Annotated in this window: 14 protein-coding genes; 4 read left to right on the top strand and 10 right to left on the bottom strand. The window is 73.1% G+C overall.

What is annotated here, in order from left to right; all coding sequences use genetic code 11:
• Positions 1–24: 24 nt before the first annotated feature.
• From HRF36_RS16330 to HRF36_RS11955, 3 genes are all read right to left on the bottom strand, one after another.
• On the bottom strand, positions 25–987 hold the full coding sequence (locus HRF36_RS16330; RefSeq protein WP_173210217.1) for a type II CAAX endopeptidase family protein: 963 nt from the start codon (positions 985–987) through the stop codon (positions 25–27).
• 120 nt (positions 988–1,107) lie between these two features.
• The gene (locus HRF36_RS11960; RefSeq protein WP_173210215.1) at positions 1,108–3,408 is read right to left on the bottom strand and encodes a bifunctional UDP-sugar hydrolase/5'-nucleotidase; all 2,301 of its coding nucleotides are present in this window, start codon (positions 3,406–3,408) and stop codon (positions 1,108–1,110) included.
• A 166-nt stretch (positions 3,409–3,574) separates the two neighbouring features.
• A complete protein-coding gene (locus tag HRF36_RS11955) occupies positions 3,575–3,994 on the bottom strand; it encodes a GNAT family acetyltransferase (protein WP_173210213.1) in 420 nt (139 codons plus the stop codon).
• A gap of 128 nt (positions 3,995–4,122) precedes the next feature.
• Here HRF36_RS11955 and HRF36_RS11950 point away from each other — a divergent pair, with 128 nt between their 5' ends.
• Positions 4,123–4,998 (top strand): shikimate dehydrogenase, encoded by an 876-nt coding sequence (locus tag HRF36_RS11950; RefSeq protein WP_173210211.1) that lies wholly within the window; start codon positions 4,123–4,125, stop codon positions 4,996–4,998.
• Positions 4,999–5,000: 2 nt separating this feature from the next.
• Positions 5,001–5,840, top strand: a complete 840-nt coding sequence (gene aroD, locus HRF36_RS11945; protein WP_173210209.1) for a type I 3-dehydroquinate dehydratase — start codon at positions 5,001–5,003, stop codon at positions 5,838–5,840.
• Positions 5,841–6,091: 251 nt separating this feature from the next.
• Here aroD and HRF36_RS11940 read toward each other — a convergent pair whose 3' ends face one another.
• Positions 6,092–6,562, bottom strand: a complete 471-nt coding sequence (locus HRF36_RS11940) for a DUF805 domain-containing protein (RefSeq protein WP_173210207.1) — start codon at positions 6,560–6,562, stop codon at positions 6,092–6,094.
• Positions 6,563–6,720: 158 nt separating this feature from the next.
• On the opposite strand from HRF36_RS11940, the gene HRF36_RS11935 reads away from it, so the two are divergent.
• On the top strand, positions 6,721–6,975 hold the full coding sequence (locus HRF36_RS11935; RefSeq protein ID WP_173210205.1) for a DUF6458 family protein: 255 nt from the start codon (positions 6,721–6,723) through the stop codon (positions 6,973–6,975).
• 86 nt (positions 6,976–7,061) lie between these two features.
• On the opposite strand, the gene phoA is transcribed toward HRF36_RS11935, so the two are convergent.
• The 3 genes from phoA to HRF36_RS11920 form a co-directional block, all read right to left on the bottom strand.
• On the bottom strand, positions 7,062–9,002 hold the full coding sequence (gene phoA, locus HRF36_RS11930) for an alkaline phosphatase (RefSeq protein WP_371740145.1): 1,941 nt from the start codon (positions 9,000–9,002) through the stop codon (positions 7,062–7,064).
• Between the two features lie 167 nt (positions 9,003–9,169).
• Positions 9,170–12,187 carry an AAA family ATPase gene (locus HRF36_RS11925; RefSeq protein ID WP_173210203.1) on the bottom strand — a complete coding sequence of 1,006 codons (3,018 nt, stop codon included), beginning with the start codon at positions 12,185–12,187 and terminating at the stop codon, positions 9,170–9,172.
• Positions 12,184–13,401 carry an exonuclease SbcCD subunit D C-terminal domain-containing protein gene (locus HRF36_RS11920; protein ID WP_173210201.1) on the bottom strand — a complete coding sequence of 406 codons (1,218 nt, stop codon included), beginning with the start codon at positions 13,399–13,401 and terminating at the stop codon, positions 12,184–12,186. The genes HRF36_RS11925 and HRF36_RS11920 overlap by 4 nt, the downstream gene beginning before the upstream one ends.
• A 258-nt stretch (positions 13,402–13,659) precedes the next feature.
• On the opposite strand from HRF36_RS11920, the gene HRF36_RS11915 reads away from it, so the two are divergent.
• Positions 13,660–14,832 carry a M20/M25/M40 family metallo-hydrolase gene (locus tag HRF36_RS11915; protein ID WP_217271262.1) on the top strand — a complete coding sequence of 391 codons (1,173 nt, stop codon included), beginning with the start codon at positions 13,660–13,662 and terminating at the stop codon, positions 14,830–14,832.
• 146 nt (positions 14,833–14,978) lie between these two features.
• On the opposite strand, the gene HRF36_RS11910 is transcribed toward HRF36_RS11915, so the two are convergent.
• The 3 genes from HRF36_RS11910 to HRF36_RS11900 all read right to left on the bottom strand — a co-directional run bounded on the left by HRF36_RS11910 (position 14,979) and on the right by HRF36_RS11900 (position 18,804).
• Entirely contained in the window at positions 14,979–15,998 is a 1,020-nt protein-coding gene (locus tag HRF36_RS11910; protein ID WP_173210199.1) for a hypothetical protein, read from the bottom strand.
• Positions 15,999–16,246: 248 nt separating this feature from the next.
• A complete protein-coding gene (prpB, locus tag HRF36_RS11905; RefSeq protein ID WP_173210197.1) occupies positions 16,247–17,146 on the bottom strand; it encodes a methylisocitrate lyase in 900 nt (299 codons plus the stop codon).
• Positions 17,146–18,804 (bottom strand): MmgE/PrpD family protein, encoded by a 1,659-nt coding sequence (locus HRF36_RS11900; RefSeq protein WP_173210195.1) that lies wholly within the window; start codon positions 18,802–18,804, stop codon positions 17,146–17,148. The genes prpB and HRF36_RS11900 overlap by 1 nt, the downstream gene beginning before the upstream one ends.
• Positions 18,805–18,814 lie beyond the last annotated feature (10 nt).

Here is an 18,814-nt window from a genome sequence, read left to right as displayed (position 1 = left end):
GTCTACGAGCGGCCACCGACGCGGTCAGCCGACCCGCGCCTCCTGGGGACGGCCGTCGGCCGGAGGCGCGCTGGGGACGAGAGGAACGCTGCGAGTCGTGACGAGACCGGTACGCCGGGCCGCCCGGACCACGAGCCACACGTAGAGCGGCGTCGAGACCACCGTCACCGCCAGGGCGAGGGGGCTCCCGTCGCTCGACTCGACGCCCGCGAAAGGGGCCGACAGCAGGAACAACACGGTGTTGTTGAGCACGTGCGCGACGATCGCCGCCTCGAGCCCTCCCGTTCGCCAGGTCAGGTAGGCCGCGGCCACTCCGAACACCGCGACGTCGAGCATGCCCCAGACGTTGTAGTCGTGCCCGAAGGCGAATCCGACCGTGGGCAGGACGATCGCCGCGATGGGATACCGCAACCACGATCCGATGGCCTGCATGGCCAGACCGCGGAACGCGTACTCCTCGGCCGCCGCCTGGAACGGCGTGACCAGGAGGATGACGACGACCGCCCGGACGAGGGTGTCCGCCGGCGTGGTGACCGGCCCCGTCCCGATCGCCTCGCCCGAGAGCGGCGGCACCACGACGTAGCTGAGCCCCACCGTCAGAGCCATGAACGCGAGGGCGGGCACGATGCACCGCACGAGCCACCGCCACCGCAGCCGCCCCGCGACGCTCGAGAGGCCGCCGACGGCGCCGGGGCCGACGATCAGGGTGCCCAGGACGATCGCGGGCAGCATGACAGCGATCGAGGCCAGGGTCGTGAAGAGCACGAGCGGGTCGGCTGCCGCCAGCGCGTCACCCTCGATCCCGGCCTGCAGTCGTTCGGCGGCGGCGGCCCCACCGACGGCCGTGGTCACCCCGAGGACTCCCACGTAGACCACGACCGACGCGAGCAGGTACGTGACGACCGCCACGACGGCCGCGAGCACCGGTTTCCACCACCGGTAGGAGGGCACCGAGCGGAACAGGCGGTGGTAGCTGTACGTCGTCACGCGACGAGCGTACGGGAGCCCTCTGCCTCCCGGCCCCGGGTCGCACCACGAACTGAACGTCGCACCACGGGTTTCCGTGGTGCGACGTTCAGACGGTGGTGCGGCGGTGCCCTCCGAGGATTAGGCCTCGGGGGAGGTCGCGGTCGCGCGGAGCCTGCGACGGCGGGCGAGGACGAGCGCCGAGCCGCCGGCCAGCATCAGGGCGAGCGCCGCGAGGGCGGCGAGCCCCAGGCCGTCCTGGCCGGTGAAGGCCAACGAGCCGTCGGGGTTGCGGACCGTGCCGGCGGGCGTGCTGCCGGTGCCCGACCCGGGGGTGGCGCCGGGCACCGTTCCGCCGGGCACCGTTCCACCGGGGGCCGTGACCGGGGGCGTGTTGCCCGGGTCGGTCGGCGGGACGACCACGGGAGCGGCCGCGGCGGCGAAGACGATCGGGACGGACGCCGTGGTGCCCGTGCCGTCGACCGTGAGCACGATCGATCGGGTGACGGGCCCGGCGACGGGGGCGGTGATGCCCTCGGGGACGACGAAGCTCAGGGTGGCGCGGCCCTGTTCGTCCGAGTTGTCGAGGATCGTCTCGTCGATGGGTGCCGAGGCGAGCTCGACACCGTCGAGGGTCGCGGTCACGGTGCCCGACGCGTCCGCGGCGGCTTGCTGCAGGACGAGCGAGGACAAGGTCATCGACACGGTGTCACCGGCGGCAAATCCACCGACGGGCGCAGCGGTCAGCTCCGAGACGCCGACCGATCGCGACGCGAAGTCGGGGTCGGAAGGGTCGCCGGCCTGGGTGTCGAAGTACTCGAGCTGGCTCTGCAGGTCGACCTTGCCGCTGTCGGCGTGGGCACGACCGTTCGCGAAGGCGGCGAAGCCGTCGCCACCCGAGGCGAGGAACGAGTTGACGGTCACCTTGTAGACGGTCGCGTCGTCGAGCGCCGCACCGTCGAGCGAGACGGAGGCGATGCGCGAGCCGGCCGAGGCGGCGGGGTCGTAGGTGTAGCTCAGTCCCTCGGACGTGCCGAGCTTCAGGGTGCTGTTGCGTGCGGCGGTGGGCCACTGCTGCTCGAGCACCTGCCGGATCTCGGCACCGGTCATGTCGACCACGACCAGCGTGTTGGCGAAGGGCTGCACGGCCGCGGCGGCCTTGTAGGTGACGTCGCCGTTCGGTGCGACGAACGGCAGGTCGTCCCGCAGTCCCCCGGGGTTCATGAAGGCGAGCTGGGCGCCGCTCGCGGTCGTCGACGCCAACTGGATGTCGGCGACGAAGTTGCCGAGCGTCGACTCTCCCGCGCGGTTCGACACGGGCAGCCCGTTGGCGTCGGGGTTGGCGTTGTAGGCGCGGTTGAACGAGTCGCTGATCGAACCGATGACCTCGGCCCCCCGGTCGGCCGCGACGTCCACGGCCTCGGCGACGATGGCCTGGACCGTGGGGTCGGGGGTGAACGCGTTGTAGAGCGGAACCAGGCGGTGCGAGGCGATCGTCACCCGGTCGCGGAAATCGGTGGCGGCGGGGTCGACGGTCATCGTCACCCGGGCGAGGTTCGTCCCGTAGCTGCCGGTCTGCACGACGGCGCGCTGCGGCCCGCCGTCGGACGGCGAGACGAGGTAGTCGTAGCCCTGGTGGGTGTGTCCGGAGAAGATCGCGGACACGTCGCCCGAGACGCCGCGAGCGATCTCGCCGAACGCGTTGTCTCCGGTGACGGAGTCCAGGCTGCCCGTCTCGGCACCCTCGTGCAGCAGCAGGACGATGGCGTCGGCGGCGTCGTTCGCGACGATGTCGTCGGCGACCGCGTTGACCGAGTCGACGACGGGCGCGAAGGTGAGCCCCTCGATGCCGGCCGGGCTGACGAGCGTCGGCATGGTCTCGGTCAGGGCGCCGATGAAGGCGACGCGGACGCCGCCGATCTCCTCGACGACGTAGGGGTCGTACACCGGGGCACCGTCGCGCAGGATGTTCGCGTTCACGTACGGGAAGTCGCTGTTCGCCCGGACGCGGCCGGTGAAGTCGGCCTGACCCTGGTCGAACTCGTGGTTGCCCGGGGTGCTGACGTCGAGGCCCATGGCGTTGAGGGCGTCGAGGGTGGGCTCGTCGTTCTGGATGAACGAGGTGAAGGTCGAGGCACCGATGTTGTCGCCGGCCGATACGAAGAGCGTGTTCGCGTTCTCGGCTTCGACGGACTTGACGGCACCCGCGAGGACGGCGGCACCCGCGATGGACGCACGAGACCCCGGGGCGTCGGCCTCGAGTCGACCGTGGAAGTCGTTGATGCCGACGAGGTCGATCGTGACCGGCACGGCCTGGGCCGGTGCGGCGGCGACGAGACCGAGCAGGAGGGTGCCGGCGGCGACGGAGGCGAGGGCCGCGCCACGGACTCGCCGCCGGCCTCCCGTCGGGACGGACTCGGATGACGGGGGGCTGATGCGCATGGGCGTCGGGACTCCTGGAGAAGACGTAAAGGGTGGGACGACACCCCCCGACAGGGGGCGCTGCACACGACCATAAGTTCTCGCTGGGCACTCGACAAGAGTCCGCTGAAGATCGTCACATGTTGTTTACCGGGCCCGTCGTCGCGCCGTCGGCTACCGCGCCGCCTCAGTCGGCGATCAGCCGCTTGCCCATGCCGACCGCGTCGTCCACCGAGTACCCCAGGTGCTCGTAGAACGCCCGCACCCGCTCGTTGCCGGTGCGCACCTGAACGTTGGCCTTGGGGCAGCCCCGCTCGACGAGCAGGCGCTCCACCTCGGCCATGAGCTGCCGTCCGAAGCCCTCGCCCTGTCGATCGGGGTCGACCGCGACGTAGTAGACCCAGCCCCGGTGACCGTCGTAACCCGCCATGGCGGTGGCGACCAGCGCCTCCTCGTCGTCGATGCCGACCAGGAACAGCTCGCGCTGCACCGTCAGCTTGCGTTCGATGTCGCGTCGCGGGTCGTTCCACGGGCGGGTCAGCCCGCAGCGCTCCCAGAGCGCCACGACGGTCTCGGTGTCGGCCTCGTCGAAGGGTCGGATCTGCATCCACCGAGCCTGCCAGACCCCCGAGCCGAGGAGGCGCGACGCCGGTCGCCACCGTCCCGCACCCCCTCAGGGCCCTCGCGTTAGGGTGGGTCGTCGTCCGAGCCGCGGTCGACAGGGAGGGGCCACCCGTGACCGATGCTCGCCGACGTCTCGCCGTCCTCGGGTCGCCGATCGAGCATTCGCTGTCGCCCGCGCTGCACCGCACGGCCTACGAGCACCTCGGGCTGCCCTTCGACTACGACCGTGTCGAGGTGGCCTCGGGCGGGCTCGCCCCCTTCGTCGAGGGCCTCGACGCGAGTTGGCGCGGGCTGAGCCTGACGATGCCCCTCAAGCGCGAGGTGCTGCCCCTGCTCGACACGATCTCTCCGCTCGCGCGGCGACTCGGCGTCGCGAACACCCTCGTGATCGACGACGACGGTCGGCGCCACGGGTACAACACCGACGTCGACGGCATCGTGCGCACGATCCAGGGCTTCCACGACGCCCGTCCTGCCGCGGCGACCATCCTCGGCGGGGGTGCGACGGCCCTGTCCGCCATGGCCGCCGCATGGGAGCTCGGCGCCCGGTCGTTCTCGATCCACCTGCGCAACCCGATGCGGGCGGGCGAACTGACCTCCCTCGCGGCCGAGCTCGGCGCCGACGTCATGGTCGCCCCGCTCACCGAGCTGCCGTCCCTCGGCCCGCTGGACTTCGTCATCAGCACGCTGCCCGGTGGTGCCGCTGACGACCTGCACCTGCGTCCGGTCAGCGCCTCGTCGGTGCTGCTCGACGTCGCGTACGAGCCCTGGCCGACCCGGGTCGCGTCTCGCTGGTCGGCGGACGGCGGTCTCGCCGTCAACGGCCTCGACATGCTCGTCGAGCAGGCGCTCGGGCAGGTACGACTCTTCGCCGGCGGTGCGCAGGACGAACCGGTGACGGACGAGGGCGTCCTGCGCGACGCGATGCGCGCCTCCGTGGGTCTGCCGGCGCGCGGACGGTCCACGAGCGAGAGCGTGGCGGGCTGACGATGGCGACGCCTCTGCCGGTCTCGATCGGTCGGGTCGCCCTCGGCGGCGGACGCCCCGCGGTCTGCGTGCCGCTCGTGGCCCGGACCCCCGACGCGCTGGTCGCGGCGGCCTCGGCTCTCGACGGCGACACGGCCGAACTCGTCGAACTGCGCATCGACTTCGTCGACGCCGCCTTCGCCGCGGCACCCGACCCCGACGGTCCCGCGCGCACCGGCGCCGAATCGCCGGGGCCCGCCGACCTCGCCCTGGTGGCCGAGGTCGTCCGGCGGGTGCGCGACGCCCTCGACGCCGACCTCCCGCTGCTCTTCACCCTGCGCACCCACCCCGAGGGGGGCGAGCGCGACGTCGCCCCGGCCACCTACGACGCCGTCCTGCGAGCAGCGATGGCCACCGGTCTGATCGACGCCGTCGACGTCGAGATGTACACCGACCCCGATCTGCTCGGCGGACTCGTCGACGCGGCGCACGAGGCCGGCCTCGTCGTGGTGATGTCGTCGCACGACTTCAGTGGCACCCCGTCACAGGGCGAGATCGTGTCGCGTCTGCTCGAGCAGCAGGAGAACGGCGCCGACGTGGTCAAGTTCGCCGCGATGCCGGTCGGCACGGACGACGTGCTGACCCTGATGCGGGCGACGGCCGAGTTCCGGGCCGGGGCCGGCCTCGTGCCCGCCGTCACCATGTCGATGGGGCCGCTCGGAGTCGTGTCCCGACTGGCGGGCGAGACCTTCGGCTCGTGCCTGACCTTCGGCTCGTCCGGGGCGTCCAGCGCACCCGGCCAGGTGCCCGCGGCCGGACTGCGGGCGGCGCTCGAGCTGGTGCACGAGGCACAGCAGGGCTGAGCACAGGGCTCCGGCAGCCCGACCCTCGCAGCGTCCACCACCGGGAACGAGCGACGGACGTCGCTCTACAGGACCACCACGGCGGTCGGGTCCGCCGGAGTCCGAACAGGCTAGCGGGCCGCCACGCCGACCCGGAACCCCCTGCTCTCGTTCGTCCTGCCCGTGATCGGACCGCTCGCCTGGTCCGAGCCCACCATCTGACCTCACCCCCGAGCAGCGGGCCGGTCGCGGCCGGCGGGCCATGGGTGCGGTCAGGCGGGCCCGGGGTACTGCCGCTCGCCGCCCGTGTCGAACCGCTCGCCCGAGGCGCGCGAGGGCAGCAACGACATGACGAGCAGGGTCAGCCAGCCGAGCACCGGCAGCAGGTAGAAGAGCAGGTACCAGGCAGTAAAGCCCCCGTCGTGCAGACGCCGCGACTGCAGCGCGAGCGTCGGCAGGAAGCTCACGGCCGCCCACACGATCAGCACGACACCCTGATGGTCGATGTACCCGAGGTCGGTGTCGTCCCCACCCGCCCAGGTCGACGTGCCGCCGGTCCCCGTCGCCCACGCCTGCAGTGCCCCCTGGAACACGAACGCGATGACGAACCACCACCAGTACTCGCTGCGGCTCGCCCGTCCGTGGAACGTGGCGTACTTCCGCCAGAACCGGACGACCGCGACCTTGGGCGAGGCGCGGTGGTACGGCTGGTCGAGGGGCACGGGGCCGGCAGCTCCGGTCATGGTTGTCTCCTGCGGTCTCGAGTGGCGGACACGACCATCCTCTCAGCGCCGCGAACGCGTCGTGGCCGCCGGGCACGACCCGCCGGTACTGTGGGGCGCGCCGACCCTCGAGTCGGCACCGTCGCCCATCCGGGGCTACGGAGGACGAAGGAGACCCCATGAGCATCGGCGGCGGAATCGCCTTGATCGTGATCGGCGCGATCCTCGCGTTCGCTCTCGACTTCCAGGTCGCAGGCATCGACATCCAACTGATCGGCTACATCCTCATCGCGGCCGGCGTGGTCGTGACCATCATCGGCATCGCCTTCGCCTCGCGCCGACGCTCGACGGTCTCCACGACCCGCAGCGCCGTCGACCCGGCCACGGGCGAGCGCGTCGAGCGTCGCTCGACCGACAGCGACCCGCTGGTCTGACGACCGGGGTCGCCCGCGACCCGAGAACGCAGGAGGCGCGGTGCCGGCTGGCACCGCGCCTCCCGTGCGTCCGGGGCCGGATACCGCTAGAGCTGCACGCCGTCCCGCGTGGAGGCCGCGCGGTGACGTCGACGCAGCACGAGGGCGGCACCGGTACCGGCGAGCATCAGTGCGAGCGCCAGGGCGGGCAGGGCGTCGGAACCGGTGAACGCCAGGGGGCCGCGTCCGGAACCGACCGGACCCGCGCCTCCTGCGCTCGTGCCGTCACCGGGGACCGCGGCGGGCGGGGTCGTCGGTGCCGGTGCCGGCGTGACGGCGCCCTCGACGACGGCGACCGTGGCGGCCAGTGTCGTGCCGCTCTGCGTGCCGGTCACCGTGATCGCGTAGCTACCGGGTTCGGTCGGAGCCGTGACCGTGTAGGTCGCGACCCCGTCGATGACGTCGGCGATGCCCAGGTCGGTCACGGCGCCGTCGACGTCGAGCGTGCCCGTGACCTGGCGGTCACCCGCGAGGCCGAGGGTGCTGACCGGGAAGTCCGCTCCGGGGGCGACCTCGGTCGGAGCCGAGATCGTGGCGTCGGCGCTCAGACCGTCGAGGTCGCGGTCGAGCTGCAGCGCGTTCACGATCGTGAAGAAGTTGTCGGTCTGGTCGATCAGTCCGACGACGTTCGCGGCACCGGGGCCGTACCCCGCGACGCGCAGCTGCGTTCCGGTGTGCTGCTGCGATCCGCCGGCCGCGGCGGTGCCGTAGGCGATCTTCATCGTGGTGCCGTCGACCGTCGTCAGCGCGGTGCTGAGAGTGGCGGGCGGCGTCGAGTCGACGATCTGGCTGGTGTGCGCGTGGTCCGCCGTGACGATGACCATCGTGTTGCCGTCGGCCTTCGCGAAGGCCAGGGCCGACTGCACGGCCTCGTCGAGATCGAGCACCTCGCCGATCTGACCGCAGGCGTCGGCGCTGTGGTCGCGCTTGTCGATCGAGGCCCCCTCGACCTGCAGGAAGAACCCTTGGTCTCCCGTGTCGAGCAGGTCGATCGACTTCTCGGTCAGCGAGCGCAGCGAGAGGCCGGACGACAGGCGCGCCGGGTTCGGCTGGCAGGTCTGCGGAGCCAGGTCGGCTCCGCCCACGGTCGCCGTCGTGGCGGCGTAGCGAGTGGGGAAGTTGCCGTCGGTGAACGTGCCCAGCACGGGCTGCGCCTGGTCCGCGGCCGCGAGGGCGTCGAGGCCGGCGGCGTCACGCACGACCTGGTAGCCGCGGTCCTGCGCCTGAGCGAAGAGCGTGTCGCCCTGCCACTGACCGGCGCGGGCCGCCTGGCCGAACGAGGCCGCGCCTCCACCGAGGGTCAGGTCGGCGCGGGTGCCGATGATCTGTTCGCTGATCGAGCCGAGGCCGCCCTGGTCGAGGGCGTCCGCACCGCACTGGGTGACGCTGTCGGGCCCGTAGCAGCTGCGGGCGGCGACGTGCGCGGCCTGGACGGCCGGGGTGGCGTCCTGCAGCTCGGCGGTCGACACGTTGCCGGTCTTCCTGCCGTTCGCCTTGGCGATCTCGAGCAGGGTGTCCTGCGGGACGCCGTCGACGTCGACCGAGATGGCGTTGTCGTAGGTCTTCGTGCCGGTGGCCCAGGCGGAGCCGGTCGCGGCGGAGTCGGGCACGTAGTCGGGCTTGCCCTTGTTCGCCCCGTCCTTGTAGACCGAGTAGGTCGTGTACTGGCCGGTCAGGGGCAGGGCGTCGATGCCGGGCAGCGTTCCGCCGGCGCCGTACGCGTAGTTGCGGGCCGAGGTGATCTCGCTGTCGCCCATGCCGTCGCCGATCAGCAGGATGACGTTCTTGGCGGGCCCGCCCTTCACCGAGTCGAGCAGCAGCTGCGTGCTGTCGTCGATGCTGCGCGCGGCGCCACCGTTCTGGGCGACGTTCGCGGGGGTGGCCGCGAGGGCGGCCACGGGGCTGAGGGCGAGGGCGGCGACGGCGGCCGTCGCGACGACCCCCGTCGTCAGGGCCGCACGCCGGCGGTTCGGGGTGTTCTTCGACACGGTTCTGCTCCTGTGATCGTGATCGTGATCCGGCGCCCGGCGACGGAGTCGTCGCGAGGCGAGGATCAGCAGACTCCTGCTCGGTGGCCGGCGCGTGAACGGGGACGCGCGATCGCGTGAACACCCTCGGACGGGGGGCCGTGGGGGGCGAGCGGAGCAGGTCGCCGTCAGCCGACCGTCGAGCGCAGCACGGACGACCCGTCGGGGCGGCGGCGCACCTCGACACGGTCGACGATGCGTTGCTTGAGCTCGTCGACGTGGCTGACGATGCCGATGACGCGGCCCGAGGCGCTCAACCGGCCGAGCTCGCTCATGACGGCGTCGAGGGTGTCGGGGTCGAGCGAGCCGAAGCCCTCGTCGACGAAGAGGGTGCCGAGCTCGAGCCCGCCGGCCTCGGCCTGCACGACGTCGGCGAGACCGAGGGCGAGGCTGAGCGAGGCGTAGAAGGTCTCGCCGCCCGAGAAGCTGCCGGGGTCTCGGGTGGTGTCGGTGGTCGCGTCGCGGATGACGAGTGAGAGCCCGGTCTTGCGCGACCGTGACCCGACCTCGCGCTCGTCGGACGAGGCGAGCTCGTAGCGCCCGCTCGACATCACCGACAACCGCACGTTGGCCGCCGCCACGACCTCGTCGAACCGCCGCAGCAGCACGTAGGTGCCGAGCGTCACGCCCTTGACGTTCTCGCCGGTCGAGGCGCTGGCGAGGTTCGCCATGCGCACCACCGCCCGGGCGTGCTCGACGGCGGCGTCGGCCGCGGCGGTCACGGTCTCGAGGGCGGTCAGCGCCTGACGGGACCGCTCGGCCCGGTCGCCGGCGCGCGTGGCCTCGTCGGTGACCTCGTCGAGCTCGGCCTGCACCAGGTCGAGGGCCTCGACGGCCGTCGCGACGTCGGCGGCCTCGTCGCCGGTCAGTGCGGCCACCTCGGCCTCGGCGAGCCCGGCCGCGACGATCGCGCGTTCGCGCTCGTGAGCCGACACCCGCGACTCGAGGACCGCCCGGTCCGCCGCCTCGAGGGCGGCGTCCGCGACCTGCTCGACGTCGTCGAAGCCGCTCCGCTCGAGAGCGCCGGTGAGCTCGGCTCGCCGACCGACCGCCGCGTCGGTCGCCACCGTGACGGCGTCGAGCAGGGTCAGGAGGCGCGTGTCGCGTTCGACCCCCTCGCCCACCGTCACGGCGAGCTCGACGATCGTCGGGGCACGACCGTCGAGCAGTCGCGCGATCTCGACCTCGTCGTCGAGCAGGGCCCGCCGGTCGGCGGCGATGCGCTCTCGGGTGGTGGCCGCTCGTTCTCGGAGGTCGTCGAGCTCGGCACGCAGCCGGTCGAGCTCGAGGTCGTGGGCCACGACGGCCGCGTCGGCCGCCGCGAGGGCCGTGCGGGCCCGGGTGGCCTCGGACACGCGCAGGGCCAGCCGGGCCAGCTCGGACTCGACCTCGTCGCGGGTCAGCTCGCCCAGGGCGCGGCGGGCTTCGGCGGCCCGCCCCTCGGCCGCGGCGTGCCGGGCGGCGGACTCGCGCTGACGTGCCTCGGCCGCGCGGGCCGTCATCGACGCGGCCTCGACCTGGTCGTCGGTGGGGTGCTCGGCGCCGGCGGACGCGGGGGCCGGGTGCTCTCGTGAGCCGCACACGGGGCACGGGGCGCCGACGACCAGACCCTCGGCCAGATGGCCCGCCATGCCCTCGATCTGACGTCGGCGGAGGCCCGCCTCGTCGTCGACGGCGTGCAGGGCCGCCGCCGAGTCGTCGGCCAGTCGCCCCGACGCCGTGCCGACGGCCCGTTCGAGGAGGTCGAGGTCGTCGAGGTCACGCAGGTGGGCCCGCGCCTCGGCCATCGCCTGCTCGGCGGCCGCGAGGCCAGTCGAGGTCTCGGCCAGGGCCTCCCGCCGGACGACGAGCGACGTCCGGACGGCGGGTGCCGCGAGGAGTCGGTCGTCGAGCTCGCTGCGCCGCTGATCGGCGTCGACGAGGGAGTTCTCGGCCGCCTCCAGGGCCGTCCGACGACCGGGCAGAGCCCGTTCGGTCCGGGCCGCCTCGGTCAGGAGCGCGAGCTCGGAGAGCCGGGCGTCGCGACGCGCGGCGACATCGGCTCGTACCGGCCCCTCGTCGACTCCCGCGGCCCCGGCGCCGTCGACCCCGGTGCCCTCACCGTCGGCGTCGCCCCGGAGGGCCTCGGCCAGGCGTGACGCCGTCTCACGCTCGGCTCGGTCCGCCCGGGTGACCGCGGCGAGGGCGTCGGTCACCGTCGCGGCTCGTGTCGCCGCGGCGACGCGCGACCGGACCGTGGCGATCTCGTCCTCGTCCTGGTCGAGACGCGTCCGCCGGGTGACGAGGTCGGCCCGTCGATCGAGTGCGGCCTTCAGCGCCCGCACGCGATCGAGCGACCGACGCGCCGCGTCTCGGGCCTCGATCACTCGTGACCGCCGGGCCGTCGCCTCCGAGGCCTCGGTCTCGAGGGCTTCGAGCGCGGCGACCGCGCGGTCGGCGGCCCATGCCTCGTCGAGGGCCCCGGCGTCGAGTCCGCTGGCTTCGAGCAGCCTCGCGCGAGCCAACTCGATGTCTCGGTCGGCCGCCGCGACGGCGGCGTTGGCGACCTTGCGCCGTTCGACGAGTTCGGCCGTGGTCCGCTCGTAGATCTCGGTGCCGAACAACGACTGCAGAACCTCTTTGCGCTTCTCCCCGGTCGACCGGAGGAAGGCCGCGAACTCGCCCTGCGGCAGGACGACGGTCTGCACGAACTGCTGGCGCGAGAGCCCGAGGATGCGTGAGACCTCGGCGCCGGCCTCTTGGGTGCTGATCGAGACGATCTCGCCGTCGACGGCGTCGGGCGACGAGAGGCGCCACAGCTTCGCGGTCGCGTTCGCCGGCGTCGTGCCCGCGCCGCGCGCCTTCGGACGGCGGTACGCGGGGGTGCGCCGGATTCGGTGGACGCCCGCGCCGTTCTCGAAGACGAGCTCGACGAAGGGCTCGACGTCGGGGGCGGCGTGGTGGCTGCGCAGCCGGTCGGGCGTCGATGCCGACCCGGCGAGCCCGCCGTACAGGGCGAAGACGATCGCGTCGATGATGGTCGACTTGCCCGACCCCGTCGGGCCTTCGAGCAGGAAGGTGCCCGAGGCGCCGAGTGCGGCGAAGTCGATGCTGTGCTCGCCCGCGTAGGGCCCGATGGCGCGCAGGGTCAGCCGGTGCAGGTTCATTCGCTCGTCTCGCTCGCCCGGGCCGCTTCGTAGGCGTCGCGCACCACCGCGAGCTCGGCCTCGCTGGGAGCCCCGCCCGAGGCGAAGGCGACGAAGTCGGCCGCGACCTCGACGGGATCGGACTCGGCCGTGACGGCGGTCAACGCCGAGGCCGCGACCGCACCGACGGGGGCATGGTGGATCGCGAGGGCGTGCGGGAAGTGCTCGGCCACGCGCGTGTAGAGCCGTTCGGGGTGGACGGGATCGGTGACGAAGACCCGCAGCCAGGCGTCGCGCAGGTCGTCGTGCCGCCCGTCGAGCAGGGCGTCGAGGGAGTCGGTCACCTCGGCGAGTCGACGCGGCACGGGGGCCGGGACGAGGTCGACCGAGACGGAGCCGTCGGCGGCCAGGTCGACGATCGTGGACGACTTGACCTGAGCCCGCTCGCCGAACGAGAAGGCCAGGGGCGATCCCGAGTAGCGCAGCCGACCGGACGGGCCGACGCGTTGGGCGCCGTGCAGATGGCCGAGGGCGACGTAGTCGACACCGTCGAACACCGTCGACGGCACCGAGTCGACGCCGCCCACCCGGATGTCGCGCTCGCTCTCGCTGCGCTCGGGTGCGGTCTCGGACTCGGCGCCGGCGGCCTCGGACCCGACCCCGCGGCCCGGTGCCGGCCCGGCCACCACGAACGCATGAGCCACCACGACCGACCTGGTGCCGGATCGCCCGGCGAGGTCGTCGCGCACCCGCTGCATCGCCGCACCCACGACGGCCGCGTGCGATCGGGCCAGCGGCTCGTCGGCGCCCGCCGGCGCCAGCGACCGCCGGACGCTGTCGGGATCGAGGTAGGGCAGCCCGTAGAAGGCGACCGGCCCGTCCGGGTCGTCGAGGACGACGGGTTCGTCGAGCAGGTCGACCGACGCCCGCAGGTGCAACCCCGGCCTCATCAGCTCGGCCGCGAACCCCAGTCGCACCGCCGAGTCGTGGTTGCCCGGGGTGACGATCACGGTGGCGTGCTCGGTGAGCCCCGCCAGGGCCCGCCCGAGGAGGCGCACGCTGGGCACCGCGGGGACGGCCCGGTCGTACACGTCGCCGGCGACCACGACGACGTCGATCGACCGGTCGGACACCAGCCCCACCAGGTGGTCGACGAACGCCTGCTGGTGCTCGTGCAGGTCGACACCGTGCAGCGTGCGACCCAGGTGCCAGTCGCTGGTGTGCAGGATGCGCACGGTGCCCCTCTCGTCGGTGTCGCGGTCGGTGTCGCGATCGGTGCGGCACCCGGTGCCGGAGTCGGTTCCCTCGACTGTATCGGGGCCCTCCGACAGAGCCGGGTGCGCCTCCTCGCGGCCGACACCGCGCCTCCTCGCCGCCGACACCGCGCCTCCTCGGAGGGCGGCACCGCGCCTCCCGGCCGGTCGCCGGCCCGCCCACGGGAGTGAGATGGTCAGATGCCCACCCACCACGGTGGGCCCGACGAGAGCGAGACCGTGAGCCACGACCCCCTGCAGCCCGACCAGGTCACCGCCCTCCGCCACGAGGTCGAGGCACGCCTCGACGCGATGGTGGCCGACCTGACGACCTACGCGAGCCTCGAGACGCCGTCGGACGACGTCGACCTGCTCGAGGCGGGGCTGCGCTGGATCGAGGGCTGGCTCGGCGAGACCGTCGGGCCCCCGGCCGACCGCAGGGTGCACGTTGTCGAGGGCTTCGGCGACACGGTCACGCTCGACTACCTGTCGCCGTCGGGGTCGACCGAGTGGGTGTCGGCCCTGTGCCACTACGACACCGTGTGGTCCGAGGGCACGCTCGCCGACTGGCCCGTGACGATCGAGGGCGACCGCATGACCGGCCCCGGCGTCTTCGACATGAAGTCCGGGCTGATCCAGCTCGGCAACGCGCTGGCGATCGGCGACCGCCTGGGCCTGCCCCGCCCGAACGTCCGCCTGCTGCTCAACGGCGACGAGGAGGTCGGGAGCATCGCCTCGCGCGAGGCGATCGAGCGCGAGGTCGGACGAGGAGGCGCGGTGTTCGTCTTCGAGTCGGCCGCCGACGGTGCCGTCAAGACCGCCCGCAAGGGCGTCGGCATCTTCGAGGTGGAGGCCTTTGGGGTCGAGGTGCACGCCGGGCTGCACCCGCGCTCGGGGGCGAGCGCCGTCGACGAGATCGCCCGCGTGGTCATGACGCTGCACGCCGCCGCCGACTTCGAGGCGGGCACCTCCTTGAACGTGGGGGTGCTGCAGGGTGGCACCCGCACCAACGTGAAGGCCGGCTACGCCCGGGCGATGGTCGACGTCCGGGTCACCTCGTCGACCGAGGCCGAGCGCATCGAGCGGGTCTTCGCCGGGCTCGCGGCGCACGACCCGGCCGCGACGCTGAAGGTCACCGGCGGGTGGAATCGCCCACCGATGGAGCGCTCGGCCGCGACCGGTGCGCTCTACGAGCGCGCGGCCCGGGTCGCCGCGTCGCTCGGGTTCGAGCTGCGCGAGGTGTCCGTCGGCGGAGCCAGCGACGGCAACTTCGCCGCCGCGCTCGGCTTCGCCGTGCTCGACGGGGTCGGCGGTGTCGGCGGCGGAGCACACGCCCGCCACGAGTGGATCAGCGTGCACGGCATGGTCGAGCGCACCGAGTTCGTCAGCGCCCTGCTCGCCGACCTCGCCTAGTCCGCTCCCCGCTCCCCGCTCCCCGCTCCCCCACCGCACCGCACCGCACCGCCGAGTGGACACCACGCCGCCGCACGACACGGCGCCACGTCCACACGGCGGTTCGCTGCCGCGACGTCGCCCACCCCCGTTCGCACACCGCACCCTCACGACCACGACGCCGAGGCCCGGCCCGACCGCAGCGGCACCCCGCCACGCCGCACGATCGCCGCCAGCCGTCGCGGATCGAGCACGTCGTCGATGTCGCACCTCTCGATGCGTCGGACCCGGCCCGTCCCCAGGAGCCGAGCCTCGCGCTTCTTCTCCCGTCGAACGACCTCGGCCGGGGACGAACCCGCGAGCATGCGAGGGTCCGAGTACTTGCCGAAACCGTCGAATTCGAGCACGAGCCCGAACTCGGCGAAGAAGAAATCGCATCGTCCGACGAATCCTCGAGCGTCGAAGAACTCCTCCTGCAGGATCGGCTGAGGCGCACCGAGCCGATGCAACACGACTCGCACGAGTGACTCCCCTCCGTTCTCGGACAGGGGCGTGGCGAACGACATCGCTCGCTCGAGCGCCAGTTCACCCCGCCGTCCGACCGTGCGGCCGGCCATCGCGCCGAACCGGAGCCGGAACTCGTCGCGCAGATCGTCGACTCGGGCGCGCATCTCGTCGACACTCGGAAGCCGACCCGCGACCAGGAGCCGACGACGCATCACGCCGTCGAGACAGAGGACGCCGTCGTCGAACCCCGACGACCTCGCGACGTCGTAGGCGGTGCGCAACTCGCTCGTGACCAGCAGGTCGCCGACCCGCTCGACCTCGTCGTCCTCGAGACCGGCCGCATGCTTGACGAGGGCCGGCGTGGTCTGGGTCGAGGCCCGACGCCGGTCGATCACGTGCACCCGGCGCGGGTCGCCCTGGACGCTCGGCAACCCGTGCACCGCGACGGCCGACCCGTGGGAGACGACGCAGTCGGCGGCGAGCGCGGACGCGGCAGCCCGCACCCGGACGACGTGGCGACGCCAAGGCTTCAGTCGGGCCCAGCCCTCCGTCGGTACGTAGACGCCTCTTCGGACGCGGACGAGTCGTCCCGCGGCGGCATCGCGACGCAGGGCGCGCGCCTCACGTGACTGTGCGCCCGGCGTGGCGGAGAAGATCAGATCGGGAAGGTCGTCATCCATCCGTCGATGTTCGGCCGCGGATCGAGCCCGGCCGCGCCTCCGGAGCCTGCCCGTGGACGACCGCCTGCCTACCGCGTCCTGTGGACGAGACGATCTGTTCGGGCCGAGAACCGCCGAGTGGACGACACGCCGCCGCATGACGCGGTGCGCTGTCCACTCGACGGTGTCCGGCACCGGCGTCAGCGATCAGCCCCCTCAGCCCCGTCAGCCCCCTCAGCCCCGTCAGCCCCCTCAGCCCCTCAGCCCGGTCAGGCGTCGAGTGTGAAGTCGTACACGCCGGCGTCGAAGCGCGCGTAACCGGGGTAGTCGATCAGCTCGTACAGCTCGGCACGGGTCTGCATCGACGGCACCTGCGACTCGAGCGTGCCGTCGGCGCCCAGCGCGTCGAGCGCTCGGGACGCCGCCCCCATCGCCGCCCGCATCAGCGACACCGGGTGGATCACCATGCTCACCCCGACGTCGTGCAGCTGGCGATGCGTGAACAGTGGGCTCTTGCCGAACTCGGTCATGTTGGCGAGCACGGGTACGTCGAGGGCCGAGCAGATCGCCTCGAACTCGCCGAGGTCGGCCATCGCTTCGGCGAAGATCGCGTCGGCGCCCGCGTCCACCAGGGCACGGGCGCGGTCGATCGTCGCCGCGAGCCCGTCGAGCGCCCGGACATCGGTGCGCGCCATGATCACGAGCGCGGGATCGCGCCGGGCCTCGACCGCGGCCCGGATGCGACCGGTCGCGGTCGCCACGTCGACGACCTGCTTGCCGTCGAGGTGACCGCAGCGCTTGGGGTTGACCTGGTCCTCGACGTGCAGTCCGGCCACGCCGGCGGCTTCCAGTGCCTGGACGGTCCGGGCGACGTTCATGGGCTCGCCGAAGCCGGTGTCGGCGTCGACGAGCACGGGCAGGTCGGTCATCGACGCGATCTGGCCGGCCCGCGTGGCGACCTCGGTCAGCGTGGTGAGGCCGATGTCGGGCAGCCCGAGCTCGTTGGCCATCACGGCACCCGAGACGTAGACGCCGTCGAAGCCCTTCTGCTCGATCAGGCGGGCGGTCAACGGGGTGAAGGCGCCGGGGAAGACCACGGTGCGCTCGTCGGCCAGCCCCGCCCGGAACGTCGCGCGCTTGTCGGCCGGCGACACCGTCGAGTACAGCATCAGAACAGCCCGCCCGGCTGGGCGGCCGAACCCGCGAGCGCGTCGGGCGCGACGATGCCGAGTCGCCGCACCTCGTCCGCCGTCAACGAGGGGAGGCGCGTGGCCAGGTCGACGAACCGCTCGACCTCTCCGCGCGGCAGCACGCCCTCGGCCAGCGTGCAGAACTTGCGGACGTAGTCCTCGCGTCCGAAGGGCCGCGCCCCCAGGGGGTGGGCGTCGGCGACGGCGATCTCGTCCACGAGGGTCGTCCCATCGACGAACTCGACCTCGATGCGGCCGCCGAAGGCCTTCTCGGCGGGATCGGTCGAGTGGTAGCGGGCGGTCCAGGCGGGGTCCTCGGCCGTGGTGATGCGCTGCCACAGCTCGACGGTGTCGGGCCTCTGCGCGCGGGCGGGGGCGTAGCTGCGCTCGTGGTGCCACTCGCCGTCCTGCAGGGCGACGGCCACGATGTAGGGGATCGAGTGGTCGAGCGTCTCGCGGCTGGCCGTCGGATCGTACTTCTGCGGATCGTTCGCCCCCGAGCCGATCACGACGTGCGTGTGGTGGCTGGTGTGCAGGACGATGCCGCGCACCTGCGAGGGGTCACGCAACACCGGATGCGAGCGGCCGAGTCGGCGGGCCAGGTCGATCCACGCCTGGGCCTGGTACTCGGCCGAGTGCTCTTTCGTGTAGGTGTCGAGGATGCCCCGCTTCGACGTGCCCGGTGCCGGCAGGGGCACGTCGTACGACGCCCCGGGCCCGTCGAGCAGCCAGGCGATCACGCCGTCCTCGCCCTCGTAGATCGGAGCGGGACTGCCCTGCCCGCGCATCGCCCGGTCGACGGCCTCCACCGCGGCCTTGGCGGCGTGGGCGGGGGCGTAGGCCTTCCATGACGAGATCGCCCCCTTGCGCGACTGCCGCGTGGCCGTCGTCGTGTGCAGCGCCTGGCCGATCGCCTGGTGCACCACCTCGGTCGAGAGCCCGAGCATCGTGCCGAGCCCGGCGGCGACCGACGGGCCGAGGTGGGCGACGTGGTCGATCTTGTGGGCGTGCAGGCTGATCGCCCGGACGAGGTCGACCTGCACCTCGTAGCCGGTGACAATCCCGCGCAGCAGGGCCGCCCCGTCGAGTCCGCGGTGCTGCGCCACGGCCACGAGGGCCGGGATGTTGTCGCCGGGGTGCGAGTACTCCGCCGCGAGGAACGTGTCGTGGAAGTCGAGCTCACGCACGGCGACCCCGTTCGACCAGGCGGCCCACTCGGGCGAGACGGGGTGCTCGGGCGCGACGCCCGTGACCTGCGCACCCGCGCCTCCGCTGGTCGGGGGGTGTGCGAGCGCCTGGTCGCGCGCGACGGCGACCGGCGCGCGCAGCAGCGAGGCGGCCGAGACCGCCGCGTTGTCGATCAGGCGGTTGATCACCATCTCGGTCACGTCGTCGTCGACGGGGGCGTGGTCGGTGGCGAGCACGGCGAGGCGCCAGGCGAGTTCGTCCTCGCGGGCCAGCGGCTCGTCGCTGCGGTGGACCCGCACCGTGTGCACGACGAGGTCGGCTGCCGGGCTGCCGGGCCCGCCCGGGGCCCCGGACGAGGAGGCGCGGGTCACGTCGCCCCCGCTGCTCGCGTCGCCCGTCGCCCCGGCGTCGTCTGCGTGCTCGGACGCCTGCTCGTGCTGCGTGCCCATCGGCCACCCT

Source organism: Frigoribacterium sp. VKM Ac-2836 (assembly GCF_013248995.1).
In the GTDB taxonomy this organism is placed as follows: domain Bacteria; phylum Actinomycetota; class Actinomycetes; order Actinomycetales; family Microbacteriaceae; genus Frigoribacterium.
The sequence above is the reverse complement of the archived record's forward strand: the minus strand, read 5'-3'. Positions and strand labels throughout refer to the sequence as shown.